Source organism: Kribbella jiaozuonensis (assembly GCF_005233875.1).
GTDB classification, from domain to species: domain Bacteria; phylum Actinomycetota; class Actinomycetes; order Propionibacteriales; family Kribbellaceae; genus Kribbella; species Kribbella jiaozuonensis.
This window is the reverse complement of sequence record NZ_SZPZ01000001.1, coordinates 1,635,146-1,653,265: the sequence shown is the minus strand read 5'-3', so window position 1 is coordinate 1,653,265 and position 18,120 is coordinate 1,635,146. Positions and strand designations below refer to the sequence as shown.

Below are 18,120 nucleotides of genomic sequence, written 5' to 3'. Positions count from 1 at the left end.
ACGGTCGCTGTCTTGACCATGGGTGATCACAGGTAGGGGCTTTTTGGCAGATTTGATCAGATTCCTCTTGCCCGGAGTATGCCGCTCGGGGTGAGATATCCAGATGACGCAGACGCGGGCCGCGGGCGCGGTGGACGGGCATGGGTTCTCGTACCGGCCGTTCATCTGGCTGGCGGTCGCGACGTTCTCGATGGGGATCGATGGGTACGTGCTGGCCGGTCTGCTTCCGCAGATCGCCGGCGACCTGAGCGTCACCGCGGCTGCGGCCGGGCAGTTGATGTCGGTGTTCGCGTTCACCGCCGCGCTCGCCGGTCCGGTCCTCGGCACGTTGACGTCACGCTGGGAACGCCGTACGACGATCGCGCTCGCGCTGGCCGTGTTCGTACTCGGCAACCTGATCGTCGGGATCGCGACGAACTACCCGATCGCGCTCGGCGGCCGGGTGATCGCGGCGCTCGGCGGCTGCCTGCTGAACGCGGCCGTCACCGGGTACGTGATCGCGCTGACGCCGCCCGAGCACCACGGCAAGGCGTTGTCGTTCGTCCTGGGCGGCTGGATGACCGCGACCGCTCTCGGTGTACCGATCGGCCTGGTGATCGGGCAGTCGAGCTGGCGGTTCCCGATGATCATGGTCGCGGTGGTCGGCACGATCGCGCTGGTCGGCATCCTGCTTCGGCTCCCCCGGCTGCACCTGCCCGGCGGGACGCTCGTCGATCGACTGCGGCCGCTCAAGCAGCCGCGCCTGCTCGCCGGGTTGCTGGTCACGACGGGCATTCTGTGCAGCAGCTACACGTGCTTCACGTACGCGACGCTGATCCTCGGTCCGCATTTCCATGCGCACTGGGCGATCATCCTGATCATGTTCGGGTACGGCGTCTCGAGCATGGCCGGCAATGCGATCACCGGGCGGCTCGTCGATCGGTTCAGCGCTATCCGGGTGCTGACCGTGGTGTTGATCGGCCTGCTGCTGAACTCGATTCTCGGGATGGTGGCGCTGATGTTTGCGCCGGCCGTCGTCGCGGCGGTGTGGGGTTTGGTCTGGTTCTTCTCCGCGGGTGTGGGGAATGGTGGCGGGGCCGTTCCGCAGCAGGCGCGGTTGGCGACGATGGCGCCGGAGTCGGCGACGATCGTGATCGCGTTGAACGGGAGTGCGATCTCGCTCGGGTCAGCGCTCGGCAGCGCGCTCGGTGGTGTCGCGTTGACGGCCGGAGCGTCGCCGGACGGGCTGCTCGGTGTCGCCGGGGTCATCCTCGCGATCACGGTCACCCTGCACCTGCTGGTCACCCGCGCCAGCCGTCGCGCCGCCGCGGCCTAGCTCCCCGCCGCGGCTCAGCTCTACCCGCGGCCTAGCTCCAGCCGTGGCGGCCTGCTTGGAGGCCGGCCTGGAAGCGGCTGGTGGCGCCGAGCTGTTCCTGTACCTGAGCGATCCGCCGCCGCAACGTCCGGCCACTCACCCCCAGCTGACGCGCGATCGCCTCGTCCTTCATCCCACTCGCCAGCAGGTTGATCAGAGTCGTGTTCGGATCCGCGTTCTCCGACAACCGCAACGGCGTTGCCTGATTCCACAACTGGTCGAACAACACCTGCAGCGCACTCGTCAGCGCCGAGTCGGACACAACAACCGCCCGCGCCTGCCCCGGCGTCGACGGCCCACCCGCCAACGGGAGGATCGCCGTCGTCCCATCAACGATCAGCAGCTTCACCGGCACCTGCGGCAGCACCCGCGACTGCTCGCCGCGCTCGCCCATCGATCGCAACCGCTCAACCCACCCCGGATGATCGAGCACCTCGGCTGCATAGATCGACCGGAACCGCACACCACGATCGAGTAGCGCCAACTCCGCGCCCGACACCTGCGCGCTCCCATCAGCGACGTACGGCGGGGTGTCCGTACCGACCGCCTGCTGCGTCGCACCGCGCAGCATGTCGTCGATCCGTGCCTCGATCGCGTCCCGGCCGACCGCGATCTCGATCAGCCGGCTCGGCTCGGCCTGCAACTGGCCCGCGCTGAACTCGCGGGCGAGCTGATCGGTCATCGCCGCGACCCCGTCCAACGCGGCCCGTCGCTCGCGGACGAGCATCCCCAGCCCCGACCGCGGGTCGACCGGAGCCGGCGCGGCCTCCGAACCACTCCGCACCAACCCGGCAGCCACGAGCCGCTCAACCGCCTCCGCGATATCCGGCAACTCGAGAATCTCCCCGAGCTGCTCCACCGGCATCCCCGGATCCCGGAGCAGCTGGCGATAGACCTGAGCGTCGATTCCTGACAACCCAACTGCTTCCCAATCAGCCACCTGCTGAGCGTAGTTGGCCGGGATCGGCGTTTGGCCGGAATGGGCGACGTGATGGCGAGATCAGGGCTTAGCGTGTCCCAGGAAACGTCGCCTGTCCGAGGAGTGAACTGTGCGTCTGCATGCTGGCCGCAAGACAATCGCGTTGATAGGCGCCGTTGTCACCGCGCTTCTGGTCGGCTCCGGAGCCGATGTCGCGACCGCTGATCCCACCGAGCCTGCCTTCGCTCCGCAGTCGATCGTCTGGCCGACCCAGTCCGACGGCTACGTGCTCGGCGGCGTCGCCTGCGGTACGGCGACCTGTCCGGCCGAGGTACTTGCCACGCACAACGGCGGCAAGACCTGGACCGCCGCCGGCCGCACGCACAACGGGCTGGCGAAGAGCGGCGAGCCGGGTCTGACCAGCCTGCAGTTCGCCAACGCCAAGTTCGGCTGGGCGTACGACCCGTACCTCGAGGCCACCAAGGACGGCGGCAAGACGTGGACGCAGGTCCCGTTGCCCGGCGGCGAGGCCAAGGTCCTCAACCTGCTCGCTGCCCCCGACGGCACCTACCTCGTCACGTCCGGCTGCGAGATCGGCACCGGCATCTGCGACGACCGCCCGCTGAAGGTCTGGCGTGCACCCGCCGGCAAGTCCACCGGCTGGAAGCAACTCGACGTCCAGGTCGCCGCCGACGACCACGTAGCGATGGACGCCGAAGGCTCGACGGTCTACTTCCTGGCCGCGCCGTTCGTCGGCCCGGGCCGGCTGTCCACGATCCGCAACGGCACAGTCCGGCCGACGAGCTCGGTCACCTGTGCCGACGCCGAGGACGCGACCATCACCGACCTCGCGACCAACGGCCCGGGGCGCGTCTACGTGCTCTGCATGGCGAACTTCGGCCGCGGCCACTCCGACAAGACCCTCCTCGTCTCCGGCGACGGCGGCAAGACCTTCCGGTACGACGCCATTCCCGGCGGACTCGGCCTGGCCGGCCAACTGTCGGTCGGACCGGACGGCGCGGTCATGCTCAGCACGCTCACCGCGAGCCTCGTGTACAACCGGCCGACGCTGTCGAAGTCGTGGCGCATCGACCAGGAATGGCTCGAGAACAGCGAGCACATCCACGACCTGGTCCAGCAGTCCGGTACGACGGCGTGGGTCGTCGAGCGCGATGCGGCGTACACCCAGAACACGCAGCTCTGGGTGAGCCATGACGCCGGCGCGAGCTGGCAGCAGACCACTCTCGTCCCGGCGTGACGCCGATCCACTCAGGAGCAGAACAGTGATCTCATTGCGCCGGTTGGCGGTCCCGCTCGCCCTCGTCCTCGTCGCTGGTTCGACGACGGCGGCGGCCGCGGATACCCAAGAGTCGCCGAAGGTGGTCGCGAGCTGCGACCAGAACGTCAAGCCCGGCGAATACACCTGCTTCGCGCAGCGCCGTGCCGATCTCGGCTTCCGCGCCAAGGCGCTGACCGACACGCCGGCCGGGTACGGTCCGGCCGACCTGCAGTCGGCGTACAAGTTGCCGTCAGCAACGGCTGGCCAAGGGCAACGGGTCTACATCGTCGATGCGTACGACGACCCGACCGCCGAGGCCGATCTCGCGGTATACCGCAAGCAGTTCGGGCTGCCGGCGTGCACGACCGCGAACGGCTGCTTCCAGAAGCTGAACCAGGACGGCCTGCCGAGTCCCCTGCCCGCACCGTCGCGGTCGTGGTCCGGCGAGATCTCGCTCGACCTCGACATGGTGTCGGCGATCTGCCCGAACTGCGGCATCACGCTGATCGAGTCCGACTCCCCCAGCGACGACCTGCTGAAGGCAGTGAAGACCGCGAACGATCTGGGCGCGAAGTTCGTCTCGCTGAGCTGGGGCGGACCGGAGTCGTCCGACCTGGCCGAGCTCGACAAGCTGTACTTCAACCCGCGCGGTGTCGTGTACGCGGCGTCCACCGGCGACTACGACTACGACGCCGGTGTCTCCTACCCCGCCAGCTCCGCGGCCACCACCGCGATCGGCGGTACGACGCTGACCAAGGACGACTCGACCCGCGGCTGGACCGAGACGGTCTGGAACAACGGACCGGGTCAGGGCACCGGATCGGGCTGCTCGAGCCTGATCGCCAAGCCGAGCTGGCAGTCGGTGATCCCGGCAACGACCTGCTCGAAGCGTGCGATCGCGGACGTCTCGGCGATCGCCGACCCGGCCACTGGTGTCGCGGTATACCAAACCACGGGAGGCTCCGGCTGGGCCGTGTACGGCGGAACCAGCGCGGCCGCCCCGGTCATCGCCGCGACCTACGCACTTGCCGGTGACCCCGCTCCGGACTCCCGTCCGGCCGGATACCCCTACGGGGCCACCGGCAACCTCAACGATGTTGTCGAAGGCAACAACGGCTCGTGTACCCCGGCCGCGCTGTGCACCGCGCAGCCGGGCTGGGACGGCCCCACCGGCCTCGGTACGCCGATCGGCACCCACGCGCTGACCTCGCCGACCAAGGCCAACCGGATCACGGTCTCCGCACCGACGCAGCAATTCAACGCGGCCGGCGATGTCGTCGTACTGCGGGCACGCGCGACTGACTCTGGCCGCGGCCTCGTGCGGTTCTCGGCAACCGGTCTGCCCGCCGGCCTCCGGATCGATGCGCTGAGCGGGATCATCTACGGCCGGCCGACCACGCCCGGGACCTACTCCGCGACGGTGACAGCAACCGATTCCACCAAGGCGCGCGGCAACACCGTGATCAGCTGGGTGGTCAGCACCCGGAAGAACGCCGTGGTCAACGGTGACTTCGAATCCGGGAACGGCGGCTGGACCGAGACGACGGACGTGATCCGTGCTGACGGTCAGTACAGCCACAACGGGCTCGGGTACGCCTGGCTCGGCGGGACCGGTACGACGCACACCGACTCGCTCAGCCAGCGGGTGCGAGTCCCGTCCTTCGGGCATCCGACTCTGCGATTCGCGCTGCGGGTCGCCGGTGGCGATGACGTACTGCAACTGACGGTCGACGGTCACGCGGTGAAGACGTTCAGCCGGAGTACGCCGTCGTACGCGACGCAGTCCGTCGACCTCACGCCGTACCGGGGCCGGACGGTCACGCTGGACTGGACCAGCACGGAGAACGAAGGGGCCCCGACGACGTTCCTGCTGGACGACGTCTCGGTGAACTAGCATTCGGTCATGGCCGAAAAGCTGAGGATGGTGCTGGCGGCGACGCCGTCGTTCCGGGACATGGTGTTCGGGGCGGCGAGCGTCGCGCGGCTGGAGGCGCTGGGGGACGTCGTCGTACTCGATGACCCTGGTGACGCGGCGGCTTTGACGGCGGCGCTGCCAGGGGCCGACGTACTGATCACGTCGTGGGGCGCGACGCCATTGACGGCTGGGGTGCTGGATCACGCGGATCGGTTGCGGTTGATCGCGCACAGTGCGTCGTCGGTGAAGCACTTCGTCACCGACGAGGTGTTCCGGCGTGGACTGCGGATCACGCAGGCCGGGCAGGCGATGGCGGAGCCGGTGGCCGAGGTGTCGCTCGCGTTCACGTTGAGCCTGCTGCACCGGATCCATCGCTTCGACCACCAGATGCACGACGGCGCGTGGCGAGACGACGCGCCTCCGCAGCACGGGCTCACGTCGTCGCAGATCGGGGTGGTCGGGGCATCGCGGACCGGCGTCGAGTACATCCGGATGCTCGTCGCGCTCGGCGCCGAGGTCGTCGTGTACGACCCCTATCTGACCGACGATCGCGCGGCCCAGCTCGGCGTACGCCGGATCGCGCTGGACGACCTGCTCCGCACCAGCCGGGTCGTCGCCCTGCACGCGCCGACGCTGCCCGAGACGCATCACATGATCGGCGCCCGCGAGCTCGCGCTCATGGCCGACGGATCATCGCTGGTCAACACGGCTCGCTCCTGGTTGATCGACTCGGCCGCGCTCCTCACCGAGCTCCAGACCGGCCGCATCGACGCAGCGCTCGATGTGTTCGACGAGGAGCCGCTACCGGCCGACAGCCCGTACCGGAGTCTGGCGAACGTCCTACTGACCCCGCATCAGGCTGCAGCGACCGTCGAGTGCTACCTCGAGATGGGCGAGATCACCGCCGCCGAGATCGAGCGGTACGCAGCGGGCGAGCCACTCGAGTACGAGCTCACCGAGGCCGCCCTCGCTCGTATGGGCTAACAAACAGTCGCTGAAGCCGTCCGCACGGCCTGACGATGCAGGGCGTCCAGGTGGTGCCGGATCTCGGCGGTCGCGGCGGACACGACGAGCGAGATGTCGCAGCGCAGACCGCTCTGGCGGAGGTGGTCGACGCGGACCAGCTCGGCCAGCAGCTGGGTGGTCAGCGCGTCGAGCTTCTCGCGGATGACGTTGAGGTCCGGGCCGCTGGTCGGAGCCTTGTCCGGATGCGCCGCCCAGTACGCCAGCAGCCCGCGCTGGACGACCTTGCTCGCATCGATCTGCGCCTGGAAGAACGCCGCAGTGGAGTCCGGGTCGATGCCCAGCTGAACGGCTGACTGCCGGACCGAGTCGAGGATCTGCTGCTCGCGGACCGGGTCGTCGACCGGCTTCCCGCTGAAGTACTTCGACGCCGCCACGTCGTCACCGATCACGATCCGCTGGATCATCAACTCGGTCAGCCCGTCGAACGTCGTCACCCGGCTCGCAACAGCTTCATGCACAGCAGGGGCAGCATTCGCCGCCGGGGCCGGCAGCGCGAACCCGCCGATCGCGCTCGCGGCCACGACCCCGGTGATCAGCTTTCGCAGCACTTTCTTCCCACTCTCTCCAGGCAACAGTCCAGGACGGCTGGCGACTGTACGCCGGACCGGGTGCACGTCTGTTCACTTTCAAAAATCTCGAACCCATCCGGCCTGCGAGCGGCTCCGAAGTACCGGTGTCAGCAACAACCTCGTCAGGAAAGAGTCACCTCATGTCCAAGCAACTCACCCGCGCCGGCCTCGCCCTCAGTGCGCTGGCCCTCGCCGTGACCGCGTCCGCCTGCGGTGGTTCGAACGACAACAGCAGCTCCAGCGCTCCGGCAAGCTCGTCCAGCGCTCCGTCCGCGAGTGCCACCACCCCGGCCATGAGCGACGCCGCGAGCGACCTGGTCGGCCCGGGCTGCGCCGGTTACGCGAAGGCCAACCCGAGCGGCGCCGGCTCGATCGACGGTATGGCGGCCGCCCCGGTAGCCACCGCTGCCTCGGGCAACCCGCTGCTGACGACCCTGGTCGCGGCCGTTTCCGGCAAGCTCAACCCGAAGGTCGACCTGGTCTCGACGCTCAACGGCGGCGAGTTCACCGTCTTCGCGCCGGTCGACACGGCCTTCGCGAAGATCCCGACCGCCACCGTCAACACGCTGAAGACCAACGACGCGCTGCTGACCAAGATCCTCACGTACCACGTGGTCGCCGGCCAGCTCGACCCGTCCGCAGTGGTCGGCACGCACGCGACCGTCGAGAAGCAGGACGTCACGGTCTCCGGCTCGGGCAACAGCCTGAAGGTGAACGGCGCGAACGTGATCTGCGGCGGCGTCCGGACCGCGAACGCTACCGTGTACCTCATCGACTCCGTGCTGATGCCCCCGGCAAGCTGACCCGTGACCGAACCCACCGCGCTTCCCTGGCCCGTCGGATCGCCCAACCGATCCGACGGAGACCTCCTGGCGCTGACCGCGACCGGTGACACGGCCGCGTTCAGCGCGCTCTACGACCGGGTCGCCCCCTGGGTGTTCGGCCTGGTACGCCGGATTCTGCGTAACCCGGCCCAGTCGGAGGAAGTCACGCAGGAGGTGATGATCGACGTCTGGCGAACGGCCACCAGGTACGACGCCGATCGGGGTTCGGCGCACTCGTGGATCCTCACCATCGCGCACCGCCGGGCAGTCGACCGGGTGCGCTCCGAGCAGGCCTCGGCGGACCGGACCGACCTGGCCGGCGCCCGGTCCGTCGAGGTCGACTTCGACCAGGTCGCGGATACGGTCAGCACGCGGCTCGAGGCAGAGCAGGTACGCCGCTGCCTCGGGTCGCTGACCGAGCTGCAACGTGAGTCGATCGAACTGGCGTACTACAACGGATACACCTACCCGGAGGTCGCCCATCAACTCGGGGCGAAACTCCCGACCATCAAGGCGAGGATGCGCGACGGCCTGATCCGTCTGCGCGACTGCCTAGGCTCTGCAAAGGGGGAACGGCCATGACAGAACCGGACGTGCACACCTTGGCCGGCCCTTATGTCCTCGACGCACTGCCCGAGGACGAACGAGCGCATTTCGAGGCCCACCTCGCCGTCTGCACGTTCTGCACGGCAGAGGTCGCCGAACTCCGCACAGCCGCGGTCAAGCTCGCCACCCAGGTCTCGACCCCGCCGCCACCCAGCCTGAAGGCGAACGTGATGGCCGCCATCGAGGACGTCCGCCAACTGCCCCCGCAGGTCCCCGTCGTCAGCTCGACGTCGAAGGTCCAGCGCTTCACCCGACGCTCGGTGCTCGCCCTGGCCGCAGCGGCACTCGCGGTGGCTGCCGCCGGCGGCGTCGCGATCGACCAGTACCAGGACCGCACCGCCGCGGAGAGCGCGAACCAGCAGATGGCCGCAGTACTGGCCCAGCCCGACGCACGCACCGTCCACGGCACCGTCGAAGGCGGCGGCCAAGCCACGGTCGTCCTCTCCACAAAAGCCGACAAGTCGGTCGTCGTACTCCGCGATCTCCCGAAACTGCCCAAGGACCGAACCTGGCAGCTCTGGATGATGGACCCGTCGAACAAGGCCACCTCGATCGGCCTCGCCAGCGGCGACATCACCCAGGTCATCAACGGCTCCACCACCGGAATGGCAACGTTCGGCCTGACCGTTGAACCTGATGGCGGCTCCCGCACCCCGACCTTGCCGGCCGCCGCGCTGGTCCCGCTGGCCTAGTACTCTCCGGGCATGACGGAGGCTGCTGAGGCGCGGGTCCGGGAGAGCTTCGACCGGCAAGGGCTGATGGAGCATCTCGGGGCGCGGATCTCGTACGTCGGGGCGGGCGAGGTGCGGATCGAGCTGCCGAGCCGGCCCGAGGTCACGCAGCAGCATGGGTACTTTCACGCGGGGGCGACGAGCTCGATCGCGGACAGTGCCGGTGGATATGCGGCGTTCACGCTGTTCCCCGAGGGTACGACGGTGCTCACGGTCGAGTTCAAGATCAATCTGCTCGCCCCGGCGGAGGGCGAGCGGCTCGAGGCCGTGGGCACCGTGATCAAGCCGGGCCGGACGCTGACGATCTGCAAACTCGAGGTCTTCGCAGTCGCGGGTGACCGCCGGACGCTGGTCGCGGTCGGTCAGCAGACGCTGATCCAGGTCGAGGCCCGGCCCGAGCGCTGAAAACTTGTTCTCATCGCAGCGATGAGTTCGGCCCTCGGCGCTGGTCTGTACTCGTGTGAAGCAATCTTCTGCACGAATGACAGGTCAACAACGATGGGTTCTAGGACTGACCTCCCTGGGGTCGGTCATGGTCGCGTTGGACACCCTCGTGGTCGCTGCGGCTCTGACCACGATCCGGAGTGACCTCGGCGCCTCGGCCGAGCAGCTCGAGTGGACGGTCAACGCCTATGGGTTGAGTTTCGCGATGCTTCTGATGACGGCCGCCGCGATCGGCGACCGTCTCGGCCGGCGACGTACCTACGCGGCCGGACTGGCGCTCTTCACCGCCGCGTCCGTCGCCTGCGCGCTGGCGACGTCCCTCCCGTTCCTGATCGCGGCCAGGGCCGTGCAGGGCGTCGGTGCGGCGATCGTGATGCCGCTGGCGATGGGCCTGCTCGGCGCGGCGTTCCCGCCCGAGCGACGCGGTCAGGCGATCGGCGTGTTCAGCGGCGTGACCGGTATCGCCGTACTCGGCGGACCGCTGATCGGCGGCGCGGTGACCGAGGGGCTCTCCTGGCAATGGATCTTCTGGATCAACGTGCCGATCGGCGTGGTCGCGATCGGCGTGGTACTGGCGAAGATCCCGGAGAGCACCGGGCCTGCCCGGCGGTTGGATCTGATCGGCGCGGTGCTGATCAGCCTCGCCGTACTCGGGCTGGTCTGGGGCACGGTGCGCGGCGAGTCGGCGGGCTGGACGAGTGCCGAAGTACTCACGGCGTTCGCGATCGGTGTCGTGATGCTCGTCGCGTTCGGGCTATGGGAGCGGCGTACCGATCACGCGATGATTCCGCTCGCGTTCTTCCGGAACCGGACGTTCACCGCGGCGAACTCGGCCGGTTTCTTCCTCACTGCCGCGCTGATCAGCGCGGTCTTCTTCCTCTCGCAGTACATGCAGGCCGAGCTCGGATCGGCGCCGCTCAAGGCCGGGCTGCAGCTGCTCCCCTGGACGGCCACGCTCTTCATCGTCGGGCCGATCGCGGGCCGGCTGGTAGATCGCGTCGGTGAACGTCCGCTGGTCGTGATCGGTATGGCGCTGCAGACGATCGGCATGCTCTGGCTCAGCCGAGGCGCCGATCAGTACTACGAACTCGTCGCGCCGCTCGTGATCTGCGGCTGCGGGATCTCGCTGGCGATGCCGGCGGCGCAGAGCGCGGCGATGTCGGCGCTGCCGCGGGATGCCGTCGGTATCGCGTCCGGTATCTACAGCATGAACCGTCAGCTCGGCGGCGCGGCCGGGGTCGCCGTACTCGGATCGGTGTTCACCGCGGCCGGTGGTTACACGGGTGACGGATTCGCCCGGGCACTCGCCGGTGGCGGCGTACTGTCGTTGCTCGGGGCACTCTCGGGCTTCGCGATCGCGGCGCGGCGTCGTCGTACCGATGACCGGACCGGCGAGTTGGTGGTGGAAGGAGTCTGATGAACCTCGAGGAGGAGTTCGCACAGCACCGGGGCGAGCTGGTGGCGCACTGCTACCGGATGCTCGGCTCGTTGCACGACGCCGAGGACGCGGTCCAGGAGACGTACCTGCGCGCCTGGCGGGGTCATGCGGACTTCGAGCACCGATCGACGATCCGCACCTGGTTGTACCGGATCGCGACCAACGTGTGCCTGAACCTCCTGCAACACAGCAGCCGCCGGGTCGTCCCGTCGGCGCTGGGTGCCCCGGGCAACGACCCGGAGGACCTGCACGCGCAAGCGCTCGAGGTGCCGTGGCTGGAGCCGTTCCCGGATCAGTTACTGGGGGCGGATCCGGCCACGGTGGTCGGCGACCGGCAGAGCTTGCGGCTGGCAATGGTTGCTGCGATGCAACATCTTCCGCCCCGGCAACGCGCCGTACTGATCCTGCGCGAAGTCCTCACCTGGCCGGCTGCAGATGTCGCATCGTTGCTCGACACAACGACCGCGGCCGTGAACAGCTCACTGCAGCGGGCACGAGCCGAGCTCGCCCGGCTGAAGCCGCGCGAAGACGAGTTGCGTGAACCGCACGAGCCCCTGCGGCGGGCGCTGCTCGACCAGTTCCAGGCGGCGATGGAGAGCAAGGATCTCGTCGTACTGGAAGGCCTGTTCACCGAGGACGCGCGGTGGGAGATGCCGCCGATCCCGACCTGGTTCAGCGGGCGTGCCGACGTACTGCGGCTGCTCGACTCGAAGCTGCGGCCCGGGGCGGACCGGCGCGTGCTGGTCGAGACCTCGGCGAACGGCCAGCCGGCCTTCGCGCTCTACATCCACGGCGCGGACGGTCAGTACCACGCGCACTCGGTCAAGGTGCTCACGCTGACTTCTGCGGGCATCTCGGCGGTGCTCGCTTTCCACCAACCTGCTTTGTTCCCAGCCTTCGGGCTGCCTTTGATCCACAGGAGCTGATTTCGATGTCATTGGCAACTACTCTGCGGGAGCTGCATGTTCCCGGTACTCCGCTCGTCGTACCGAACGCCTGGGACGCGGCGTCGGCGCGAGTGGTCGAGGCGGCCGGGTTCGGCGCGGTCGCCACCAGCAGCAACGCTACGGCCGCGATCCTCGGGTACGACGACGGCGAGAACGTGCCGGTCGACGACGTACTCGCCGCCGCCACCCACATCGCGCGCTCGGTGTCCGTGCCGGTCACGGTCGACTTCGAGCGCGGGTACCGGCTGGCACCGGTCGAACTGGTCGAACGCTTCCTTGCCACCGGCGCCGTCGGGCTCAACCTCGAGGACTCCGATCCCGCTACCGGAGAGATGGTTGACCCGTCCGAGCAGGCCGACTTCCTGGCCGCGGTTCGGGCCGCGGCCGGGGACGAGCTCGTCATCAACGCCCGCATCGATTCCTTCATTCGCAAGGCCGGCTCGGCGGCAGAACAGTTACAGACCGCGCTCGATCGCGGCGACCGGTACCTCACCGCGGGCGCCGACTGCGTGTACCCGATCGGGGTCGGCGAGCTCGATCTGATTGCCACGTTGACGACACAGATCGACGGTCCGGTGAACGTTGCGTACGGACAGGGCGCGCACTCGATCGCCGACTACACAGCGCGAGGGGTGGCCCGGATCAGCTTCGGCCCGATGTTCCAGCGACACCTGTACGGCGTGTTCGCGGGTTCCGTCCTGCCGGCGCTGCAAGCGGACCGGAATCCGTTTGCCGGGTGATCACCCCTTGTGTGGGATCCCTGCGATCGGGTAATAACGGCGTTGCTAGTACAAGGCAACCATCGACAGAACGGGGAAAGACGATGGGCATGTTCGACAACATGAAGGACAAGGCCGCCGATCTCGTCAACGAGCACGGCGACAAGGTCGGCGAGGGCCTCGACAAGGCCGGTGACTTCGCCGACGAGAAGACCGGCGGCAAGTACGGCGACAAGATCGATCAGGGCACCGATTTCGCCAAGGACCAGCTGGACAACCTCGACGGCGAGAACGACGACATCCCGGACAACCAGTCCTGACATCCCGTGCCGTTCGAGGGGGGTCAGCCCCCTCGAACGGCAGGCGTCAGCGCCAGATGACGGCTTCGATCTCCCGGCGTTGCTCGGAGAACATGCCGTTGTCCGAGGCTTTGCCGAGCAGTTCGCGCAGGTCGGCCTCGAAGGCCGGCAGCTGAGCGCCGAGCAGGTGCGGTGTCGAGCTGGACAGTGAGAAGACGGCCGCGACGACGTCGTCCACCGTGCGCTCCTCGACTTCGTTGCCACCGACGACTACCCGCGTGGGTCCGCGATACCCGGCGGCCTGCATGACCACTTCTTCACCTGGCCGCGTTCCCGTCGGCAGGACGCTCTGGCCGGCACGCCGTACCGGACCGAGGTAACGCGTCACCAGCGCGTCGATCGCATCCCATGGCGGCCGCGGGTGCGGCAGCTCGTGCTCTCCTTCGATGCCGCGATGCGTCGTCGCGCCGACGTGGACCCAGGCGCCGTCGGGTTCGAGCATCCCGCGGACCCGATCGGCGACGAGTTCCTGATCCATCCAGTGGAACGACTGCGCGAACGACACCACCTGGAACTTGCCGAGCTCCCCCGGCAGCTCTTCCGCCCGCATCTGCTGCCACGTCACATTGCTCAGATCCTGCTCAGCGGCCCGCGACGCAGCCACCTCGACCATCTCACCGTCCGCATCCACCCCGACCGCTTCCGCGAAGTACGGCGCCAGCAGCAACGTCAGCGAACCGGGCCCACAGCCGATGTCCAGCAACCGCCCGCGACCGTCCAGCCCCAGCTCGTCCCTGATCGCCTCCCCCAACGCCACTGGGTAGGCCATCCGCCCCACCGCGTAGTGCCGAGCACTCCCGGCATACAAGCTCGCATCCCACTGCCAGTCCCAGTCGCTGTCCACCGAGCGAGGCTACCGACCCCGCCGACCGAGGCGCACACTCTTTTGTGGGGGAAGGAGGGGGCTCATGTGGTCATCAGACGGATGGGATGTGCGCACCCGACTCGGAGTCCTGATACCGCACGGCGACGTCGGGCCCGAGTCAGAACTACAGGCGATGGCACCGGACGGCGTGTGCATCCACGCGACCCGGGTGCCGTTCGGTGGGATGGCGGCCGGCGGGACGATGGATCCGACGATCCCGCTCGCTCCAGTGCACGCCTTCGTCGAACCGCCCGCGATCGACGACGCCACGGCTCTGCTGGCGGCAGCGCCGATCAGTGCCATCGGCATCGGCTTCACCAGTTCGTCGTACGTCGGCGGGCCGGACGGCGAACGCAAGGTAGTCGATCGCTTGACTGAACGCGCCGGTATCCCGGTCGTCGCACCCTGCGCCGCCGCCGTCGCCGGTTTCGGTGCGCTAGGCATCGATCGCATCGCGTTGTTCAACCCACCCTGGTTCGACGCCGAGCTAGACCGGTTAGGCGCGGAGTACTTCCGCTCCCAAGGCCTGCAGGTCGTCGCACACGCATCCTGCGACCTACCGAGCAACCAACGCAGCATTAACCCTTCAGAACTCTTCAGCTGGATCGTGCACCACACTCCGGCAGACGCAAACGCGGTGTTCATCGGAGGGAACGGGTTCCGCGCTGTCGGTGTAATCGCCGCTCTGGAAGAGGATCTGCGTGTTCCGGTCGTGACGGCGAACTCCGCCCTGCTCTGGGGCTTGCTCCAGGCTGCACGTAGCGCGGCGCGTCCGACCAGGTACGGCCGGCTGTTCGGGGTGCGGTAGGGAACGGCACTCAGCGAACACTCAGCTGGTAGGCAGAATCGCCGAAAGGGGTGCATTTAAAGGGATCTGCGTCGTAGGCTGCTGGTCCAAGGGGATGGTGGGGCGCTGCAGGGGGTACTGCATGATGCTGGATTTTGGCCTGCGCTCGGGGATGGGAAAGTGACTTCGCTGCGGCGGATCCTGATCTGGATTTCGGGAGCCTCCGCAGGGTTAGGGGCTGCACTCGCGGCGACGATTCCGTTCGAGAACGCGGAGTTGGTCGACCTCTCGCGTCGTGGTGGTACGCCGGGGGCGCATCACGTCGCCGTCGATCTCGCCGATCCGGAGTCGTGGCCGGTCGTGGAGAACGACTTCCAGCAGCGGATCGAGACGAGCGATCCGGACCTGGTGGTGTTCATCCATAACGCCGGCACGTTGACGCCGCTAGGGTCGGCCGATCGCGTCGACACCGCGGAGTACACGCGGAATGTCCTGCTGAACTCGGCGTCCGCCCAGGTGCTCGGGCACTCGTTCCTGCGCGCGGTGGCCGGCCGGGAGTGCGAGCAGCACCTGATCATGATCTCGTCGGGCGCGGCGATCCGGCCGCACGAAGGCGAGGCGAGCTACTGCGCCGGCAAGGCGGGGATCGACCAATGGGTGCGTACGGTCGGGCTGGAGCAGCGGCGCCGAAGTCCCGGCTGCCGGGTGATCTCCGTGTCACCCGGCGCGCTCGACACCGATATGCAGGCCGAGCTCCGGGCCTGCAGTCCGGACGAAGTCCCGGAGTCGACGCGCTTCCGCGAAATGGAGGCGCTCGGCCGGCTTTCGAAACCTGAGAACGTTGCCCGCATCATCTGGTCGCTGCTCGACCGGGATCTGGAGACGGGCAGCGTCCTACACGTTCACGACGTGACCTGAACGGTCAGCGGGACACCAGCGCTGAGCGATACCTGCTCGCGCTGGTCCCCATGCCGAATCACCACGGTAGTGTCCCGATCCGCTGTCAGTACGGCGTTTACAGCGGACGGTGACCATTCCAGATCGACCGCAATGCCACCACGAGCGCGCAGGCCGGTGATCGCGCCCTCGGACCAATCGGCCGGGAGTGCGGGGAAGATCTCGAGCTCGCCGGTGTGACTCTGCAGCAGCATCTCGGCGATCCCGGCGGTGGCGCCGAAGTTCCCGTCGATCTGGAACGGCGGGTGCGCGCAGAACAGGTTCGGGTACAGGCCGGAACCGTCGCCGACGTAGTCCGTACCGGAATCGCCTGCAGGCGTGAGCAATTCACGGACAAGGCGGTGTGCGGCCGCGCCGTCACGCAGTCTGGCCCAGAGCGAGATCCGCCACGCGAGCGACCAGCCGGTGCTCTTGTCGCCGCGCAGTTCGAGGGTGCGGGCGGCGGCCCGCGCGAGTTCCGGCGTACCGTCCGGGGTGATCTGGTCGCCGGGGTGGAGGCCGATCAGATGGGAGGTGTGGCGGTGGTGCGGCTCTGCCTCGGGCAGGTCGTCGAGCCACTCCTGTAGTTGCCCTCGGCCACCAACCTGCGGATCGGGGAGGCGCTTGCGGGCCGCGGTCAGGTCGTCGACGAGCGGGTCGGTCAGGTCGAGCTCGTTCGCCGTCTGGGTGCAGCGGTCGAACAGGTCGGCGATCAGCGACAGGTCCATCGTCGAAGAGATCGTCACCGAGGCGGGACTGCCGTCCGCGGCGATGAACTCGTTCTCCGGGGACGTCGACGGCGCGGTGCCGAGGGTGCCGTCCGGCAGTTCGATCAGCCAGTCGAGGCAGAACTCGGCGGCACCTCGCAGTACCGGCCAGGCCTCGCGGAGGTAGTCGCGGTCTCCGGTGAAGGCGAAGTGGTCCCAGAGGTGGCGGCACATCCAGACGCCGGCCATCGGCCAGTTCGACCACTTCGGGTTGCCGTCGACGGGCGCGGTCCAGCACCACGCGTCGGCGTTGTGGTGCGCGGCCCAGCCCTTTGCGCCGTACAGGTCCTCGGCGGTACGGCGTCCTGCTTGCGCGAGGTTCTTCACGTAGGTGAGCAGCGGCTCGTGGCACTCGGACAGGGAGGTGGTCTCGGATGGCCAGTAGTTCATCTCGGTGTTGATGTTGACCGTGTAGTTGCTGCTCCACGGCGGCTGGAGATGCTCGTTCCAGATCCCTTGCAGGTTGGTCGGGAGACCGCCGGGGCGGGAGCTCGAGATCATCAGGTAACGGCCGAAGTTGTAGATGAGCGCGGCGAGGCCGGGATCGTCGGACGCTTCAGCGAGCCGGCGGTCGGTCGTCAGCTCCGCGGTCGACGGCAAGGTAAGAACCGAACGCCGGAACAGCCGCTGATAGTCGGCAATGTGCTGCTCCCGCAGCCCCGCCGCGACGCCCGCCGTGCCGGCATCGCCGCCGGGGTCAGGGAGGGCGGGGGTGGCGAGGGCCGGGGTGGCGAGGGCGGTGCGCACGTTGGCGTCGGCTGCCTCGCGGCACTCCTCCCCCGTCCGGGTCGGCGCGGTGTGCGGGCCTTCGTAGCCGGTGGCGGTCGATAGCACGAGTAGCAGTTGCGTCGAGTTGCTGACGGTTAGCGCTTCGGGCGTCGGTGTGACCGATCCGTCGGTCTGGGCGCGGAGGACGACGGCGGCGTTCATGCCGCGGTCGTGGCCGTCGGAGTACTCGATCGTCAGGCCGGCGCGGCCGTGCGACGGCGGGACCGACGACGGGCAGGTTGCGAGCAGCGCGAGACCGTTGTCGCCGACAGCTTCCGTGGTTGCACGCAGTTGCGAGGTGAGGCTGATCGTCACGTCGAGTGGCTGCGAAGCGCCCAGACATAGGATCAATGCCTGCGCCGGCGCGCTGACAAACACCTCCTGCCGCACCTCGACACCGGCCACCTCATACGAGGATCGCGCGACCGCAGTGTCCAGATCGAGCCGACGCTTGTACTTCGTGACCTCGCCCTCAACCCGGAAATCAAGCAACAGATCCCCGAGCGGGAGATACGCCTGCGAGTGCCCGCTGTGGAACCCATGAGCGAGCTCCTCCGCCGTACGTACGTCGCCCGACGCGAGCGCAGCCCGGATCCGATCCACCGCGGCAGCGCCGACCTCGCCCACCGGCGTGGCCAGCCGGCGGGTGGTCTCCGGACTGCCCGACCAGAGCGTCTCGTCGTTCAACGCGATCCGGTCGTGCCCGGGGTCGCCGAACGACATCGCGCCGATCCGGCCGTTGCCGAGCGGCAGCGCCTCCAGCCAGTTCGCCGCGGGAGCGTCGTACGTCAGCTCGGTGGCGGCCGCAGTCATCCGATCTCTCATGCGGAGATCCTCCCCCGAGCGCGGCGTCGCCCGCGACCGGGG

General features: G+C 68.3%; 18 protein-coding genes. 14 read left to right on the top strand and 4 right to left on the bottom strand.

The window, feature by feature from the left end; genetic code table 11:
• The first annotated feature begins 103 nt into the window (after positions 1–103).
• Positions 104–1,315: an MFS transporter gene (locus tag FDA38_RS08035; RefSeq protein ID WP_137253391.1), complete on the top strand. Its 1,212-nt coding sequence runs from the start codon at positions 104–106 to the stop codon at positions 1,313–1,315.
• A gap of 31 nt (positions 1,316–1,346) precedes the next feature.
• Here FDA38_RS08035 and FDA38_RS08030 read toward each other — a convergent pair whose 3' ends face one another.
• Entirely contained in the window at positions 1,347–2,294 is a 948-nt protein-coding gene (locus FDA38_RS08030) for a LuxR C-terminal-related transcriptional regulator (RefSeq protein WP_137253390.1), read from the bottom strand.
• Between the two features lie 109 nt (positions 2,295–2,403).
• Between FDA38_RS08030 and FDA38_RS08025 the strand changes: the two genes are divergently transcribed.
• Genes FDA38_RS08025 through FDA38_RS08015 form a run of 3 tightly spaced genes read left to right on the top strand, consistent with a single transcriptional unit; the run spans position 2,404 to position 6,451 of the window.
• Positions 2,404–3,531 carry a WD40/YVTN/BNR-like repeat-containing protein gene (locus FDA38_RS08025; protein ID WP_137253389.1) on the top strand — a complete coding sequence of 376 codons (1,128 nt, stop codon included), beginning with the start codon at positions 2,404–2,406 and terminating at the stop codon, positions 3,529–3,531.
• A 25-nt stretch (positions 3,532–3,556) separates the two neighbouring features.
• Positions 3,557–5,446, top strand: a complete 1,890-nt coding sequence (locus tag FDA38_RS08020) for a putative Ig domain-containing protein (protein WP_202877586.1) — start codon at positions 3,557–3,559, stop codon at positions 5,444–5,446.
• 9 nt (positions 5,447–5,455) lie between these two features.
• Positions 5,456–6,451, top strand: a complete 996-nt coding sequence (locus FDA38_RS08015; RefSeq protein WP_137253387.1) for a hydroxyacid dehydrogenase — start codon at positions 5,456–5,458, stop codon at positions 6,449–6,451.
• Here the strand turns inward: FDA38_RS08015 and aroQ are convergent.
• A complete protein-coding gene (gene aroQ, locus FDA38_RS08010; RefSeq protein ID WP_202877585.1) occupies positions 6,448–7,041 on the bottom strand; it encodes a gamma subclass chorismate mutase AroQ in 594 nt (197 codons plus the stop codon). The genes FDA38_RS08015 and aroQ overlap by 4 nt on opposite strands.
• A 161-nt stretch (positions 7,042–7,202) precedes the next feature.
• Here aroQ and FDA38_RS08005 point away from each other — a divergent pair, with 161 nt between their 5' ends.
• From FDA38_RS08005 to FDA38_RS07965, 8 genes are all read left to right on the top strand, one after another.
• The gene (locus tag FDA38_RS08005) at positions 7,203–7,865 is read left to right on the top strand and encodes a fasciclin domain-containing protein (protein WP_137253386.1); all 663 of its coding nucleotides are present in this window, start codon (positions 7,203–7,205) and stop codon (positions 7,863–7,865) included.
• Between the two features lie 3 nt (positions 7,866–7,868).
• Positions 7,869–8,468, top strand: coding sequence for an ECF RNA polymerase sigma factor SigK (gene sigK / locus FDA38_RS08000; protein ID WP_137253385.1), 600 nt, complete (start codon positions 7,869–7,871; stop codon positions 8,466–8,468).
• Positions 8,465–9,184 carry an anti-sigma factor gene (locus FDA38_RS07995; protein ID WP_137253384.1) on the top strand — a complete coding sequence of 240 codons (720 nt, stop codon included), beginning with the start codon at positions 8,465–8,467 and terminating at the stop codon, positions 9,182–9,184. Before sigK ends, FDA38_RS07995 begins: the two co-directional genes overlap by 4 nt.
• 12 nt (positions 9,185–9,196) lie before the next feature.
• A complete protein-coding gene (locus FDA38_RS07990) occupies positions 9,197–9,628 on the top strand; it encodes a PaaI family thioesterase (protein WP_233714587.1) in 432 nt (143 codons plus the stop codon).
• Between the two features lie 127 nt (positions 9,629–9,755).
• Positions 9,756–11,084: a DHA2 family efflux MFS transporter permease subunit gene (locus FDA38_RS07980; protein ID WP_233714586.1), complete on the top strand. Its 1,329-nt coding sequence runs from the start codon at positions 9,756–9,758 to the stop codon at positions 11,082–11,084.
• Positions 11,084–12,031: a sigma-70 family RNA polymerase sigma factor gene (locus FDA38_RS07975; protein WP_137253382.1), complete on the top strand. Its 948-nt coding sequence runs from the start codon at positions 11,084–11,086 to the stop codon at positions 12,029–12,031. Before FDA38_RS07980 ends, FDA38_RS07975 begins: the two co-directional genes overlap by 1 nt.
• 5 nt (positions 12,032–12,036) lie before the next feature.
• Positions 12,037–12,792, top strand: a complete 756-nt coding sequence (locus FDA38_RS07970; protein ID WP_137253381.1) for an isocitrate lyase/PEP mutase family protein — start codon at positions 12,037–12,039, stop codon at positions 12,790–12,792.
• 83 nt (positions 12,793–12,875) lie between these two features.
• Positions 12,876–13,091: an antitoxin gene (locus FDA38_RS07965; protein WP_137253380.1), complete on the top strand. Its 216-nt coding sequence runs from the start codon at positions 12,876–12,878 to the stop codon at positions 13,089–13,091.
• A gap of 46 nt (positions 13,092–13,137) precedes the next feature.
• Here the strand turns inward: FDA38_RS07965 and FDA38_RS07960 are convergent, their stop codons facing one another.
• Complete coding sequence (locus tag FDA38_RS07960; protein WP_233714585.1) at positions 13,138–13,974, bottom strand: class I SAM-dependent methyltransferase; 837 nt, start codon at positions 13,972–13,974, stop codon at positions 13,138–13,140.
• A gap of 64 nt (positions 13,975–14,038) precedes the next feature.
• On the opposite strand from FDA38_RS07960, the gene FDA38_RS07955 reads away from it, so the two are divergent.
• The gene (locus tag FDA38_RS07955; RefSeq protein WP_137253379.1) at positions 14,039–14,803 is read left to right on the top strand and encodes a maleate cis-trans isomerase family protein; all 765 of its coding nucleotides are present in this window, start codon (positions 14,039–14,041) and stop codon (positions 14,801–14,803) included.
• A gap of 159 nt (positions 14,804–14,962) precedes the next feature.
• A complete protein-coding gene (locus FDA38_RS07950; RefSeq protein WP_170989619.1) occupies positions 14,963–15,700 on the top strand; it encodes an SDR family NAD(P)-dependent oxidoreductase in 738 nt (245 codons plus the stop codon).
• On the opposite strand, the gene FDA38_RS07945 is transcribed toward FDA38_RS07950, so the two are convergent.
• On the bottom strand, positions 15,685–18,078 hold the full coding sequence (locus FDA38_RS07945) for a glycoside hydrolase family 95 protein (RefSeq protein ID WP_137253377.1): 2,394 nt from the start codon (positions 18,076–18,078) through the stop codon (positions 15,685–15,687). The genes FDA38_RS07950 and FDA38_RS07945 overlap by 16 nt on opposite strands.
• Between the last annotated feature and the right edge of the window lie 42 nt (positions 18,079–18,120).